This is a genomic window from Bacteroidota bacterium (assembly GCA_030706565.1).
Classification (GTDB): Bacteria; Bacteroidota; Bacteroidia; order Bacteroidales; family JAUZOH01; genus JAUZOH01.
In genome coordinates, this window is record JAUZOH010000364.1 from 1 (window position 1) to 3,799 (window position 3,799).

Genomic DNA, 3,799 nt, shown 5'->3' on the forward strand with positions numbered 1-3,799 from the left:
CATGTAAACCAACAGGCCACTCAAATTGTGTTTTTTATTAAAAGTATTGTTATAATTCAACATAGATTCCATATAAAAACTGGAGGTCAGCGTTTTGGTTCCTTCGCTGTAGCCAAGGTATTCCGTACCTGTTGCATCATTGAGGGCGGACAATTGATAAGTACCCTGAGTCAAATCATAAGAACTCAAGGTATAATAGTAGGGATTATAATAACGGCTTACATCGAAATAAGAGCTTCGATTTGTATTCATCATCGCCCTGACAGAAAGTCCTTTGGTAATAAAAGACAAATCCTGCTTCGCTTCTAATTGGGCCACCATCAGAGAATTGGAATAATCCTTATATCCTTTCGTCATATCTGCATAAGGATTAATATACTGGCCCACATCATAATTTCCAAACAAGATATGATTCACATATTTATACTGTTCATTAACCGGATAATAGGCAGGGAATAAAACCGGATTTGCCTTCATGACTTTGGTATACATGGCAGCACCTCCATCTATAGGCCCCTGATAATCATCGAAGGTTCCGCTCAACCGAACAATCATTTCGGTCGTCTTGGTGACGTTAATAGTCACATTGCTTCGTAACGTATAGGTTTTCAGGTCTATATTATTGTTGAAATTATTCCGTTTGTCCACTTTCATAATCCCGTTGTCTTTGTCAAAGGATCCGGACACAAAGTATTTGGCAATATCACCGCCCCCACTTACATTTAAAGTTGCCCTTTGCACCGACGTATAATTCTTGAACATGATTTTTTTCCAATCATTAGCAGGATAAATAATAGACTGCAGTGTAGGATTAATGCTTATGTTTTCATTGGAAGGATTAAGCTCGGCGGCAGTATTGGCTATTTTCTCATCAGAATATAAAACCACCCCCAAAGGATTTCGGGTAAGAATAGCTTCATTGGACATCTTCATATAAGTAACCGGATCGGCCAACTGAACATTTTGGGTTGGAGAGGAAAAAGAATTTTCCACCCTAAAGGAAAATTTGGCTTTTCCTTCCTTTCCCTGCTTGGTAGATACCAATATAACGCCATTGGCGCCCCGGGCTCCGTATAAGGCAGTTGAAGTTGCATCTTTCATAATGGAGAAGCTTTCAATATCTTCAGGGGTCAGCCTTGCCAAATCCTTTGTGGTTGATTCCATTCCATCAATCAGAATCAAGGGAGAAGTCTTATAACCGAATGTGGTCACCCCCCGAATAAAGAAATCGGCATTGTCCTGACCTGGCTCCCCACTGCGCTGATAGGCAATAACTCCGGCCACACGGCCTGCCAGCGCCTGCGTCAGATTACTTGCCGGAACTTTAAGATCGGACATTTTAATTGAAGTGACTGAGCCAACCAAATCCGTTCGCTTTTGAGTACCAAAAGCAACGACGACCACTTCGTCCAGAGTTTTTTCACTTTCGACAAGCCTGATTGTTATTTGGTTTCTGTTCTCTACAGGGACTTCCTGTTTCTCGAACCCGATGTATGAAACTTCAAGAATGGCCGTTGGGGAGGATAGCGTAATAGTAAAACCCCCATTTATATCTGTAATTGCAGCATTGTTATTGTTCCCTTTTTCTTTTACAGAAGCCCCAATTAAGGGTTCAGAACTTTTTGCTGAAACTACCGTTCCCGACACTTTAAACTTTACCAGTAACTTACTGGATGATAGCGCATAAGAAGTAGTAGAAACAACTGATAAAATTGGAAATAAAAAAAGGAAAGGAAGAATCTTCAACATTCTGATAACTTCAGTGATACGTTTTTTCATCAATACTTTTTGCGTAATTATTTTCATAACTTTAAAAGTTTAATCAAACAACTAATAATGAGTAGTACTTCTTTTTTAAACCTGAAGTATAAGGTGTTTAGGTTAATAGCGCACCGGGAAGGAATAAATAATCCGATTTTTAAGTAGTGATTTTAATTTTCCATAGGCATTTTTTATTTTAGTGATTGCTACTGATTAACATATACATCAAAAGAACTTAACACAGAGAACTTAATATTTAACTTTATATCACATAATTTTATGCTCTTCCAAGTATCAATAACAAAAAGGGAACAGATAAATAGTATAAACTAACTGAAACAACAACGACCCGACCGGCCTTCTAAATAGCTACAGGTTCATATTTTAGCCTTTGGGCTAAAATCCTTAAAGAAAGCAACCAGGTTATCAGTAAAAATCCAATCTGTTTGGATTTCGTAGTTGTTTAAAGAACTTCCTTAAAACGTTTTTATAAAATTAATGTTATAGAAGAATAATTCAAGATCTTTGATTTATCCTCAGCAGGATAAATATTATCCTTAACCGTTATTTTTAATAAGATGTATATACAAGTTCCATAAAAATCAAAGCACTCTCATATACCTGTTCCTGTATTCGGATGGAGTAACCCCATAATATTTTTTGAAAATCCTATGGAAATAATTAACTGTGGCATAACCACATTCGGAGGTAATGGTTTTAATCGGACAATTAGTCTGGATCAATTGATTGGCTGCATATTTCAACCTGGCTTTATTGATGGTTTCAGTCAGAGATTGATGTAAAAAATTTTGAAGTTCTTTATTCACATGATCTGTACTTTTACCGGTCAGGCCAACAAATCCTTTTATTCCCTGGACAAACAGTTCGGAGGTTTTATAATTCTTCAAAGCATAGGCCAACCAATGAGGCATGCATTGATTATCAGTTACGGGATAATGCAGGTTATTAAAGATAAACAATATCAACAAGTCCAGATGCAGTATATCCCGGGGTCCTGCAAATATATTGTCGGCAAGGGACGAAAGCCTGCCCTGGACAGCAGGTGGTAATTGAGTTGTAAATGGTAGTTGGCTGGCATGAGGGTGAACATAGGAAGAGTATCTGCGCAGATAAAATTCCATATTTTTTTTACTTAAAGAAAGGTTGGTAATTCCCATTCTTGAACCGGACAAGTTTAATTTAAAAGTGTGGGTATCTTCGGGACGGATAAAAATCAATGTGCCTTTTTCAATGGGGATGGACTGTCCATTGACCAGATGGAATCCCCTTCCTTCTGAAATCCAAAATATTTCAGCATAATCATGATAATGCAAGGGGATATCAGTTGAAGAACTAATAAAAGTACGTGAAATACAAAATTGTTCATCAGCAGAACCCAACAAATCCGAAAAAAGATTTTTTTTTGACATAATCACAAAATTTCATACAAAATTTCATACTCATATCAAAAGCCAGAAAAAACTATAAATCACAAGCAGTTAATTAAAAACTGCTTACAGGTAATTGTTATAACTTAATTCTTTTACATCTTGGTAATTGTATACAAAACATTTGGTTACAATGGACAAATAACTTAATGTATGATATTTTTAAGTATACGTACAACAACATAACTGTCTGTGATTCAATACATTAGTGAAATACAAATACTTTTATACCTAGTTTAAACTTCTAACAAATGCTAATAAACATTTTAGTCATCACCTGATAAAACACTACAATATCGATGTACAAAGAATTTTAAAAAACTAATTTTAATTTCTAATGTTATTTTTAATCTTTTAAATCTAATAAAAAACTTTAAAGTTTACAATAATTTGTTATTTTAATTTATTGTTGTCCGATTAAAATTTCAATATAACATAAAGATCCTTCGCTTCATTTCATTAAGCTCAAGATGACAATTATTTATATATTTTTAGAGGGGTGGGGTTTGGGGGGTGGGGCCCAACAAACCCCCGGAAAATAAAAAATTTTAAAAATATTTTGGTTAGGGGGGGAGGGGGGGTAATTTATA

Annotated in this window: 2 protein-coding genes; both read right to left on the reverse strand. The window is 35.6% G+C overall.

The window, feature by feature from the left end:
- The coding region (locus Q8907_14135) for a SusC/RagA family TonB-linked outer membrane protein (GenBank protein ID MDP4275410.1) at nt 1–1,806 on the reverse strand (1,806 nt) is incomplete at its 3' end.
- A 557-nt stretch (nt 1,807–2,363) separates the two neighbouring features.
- On the reverse strand, nt 2,364–3,191 hold the full coding sequence (locus tag Q8907_14140; GenBank protein ID MDP4275411.1) for an AraC family transcriptional regulator: 828 nt from the start codon (nt 3,189–3,191) through the stop codon (nt 2,364–2,366).
- Nucleotides 3,192–3,799: the final 608 nt, after the last annotated feature.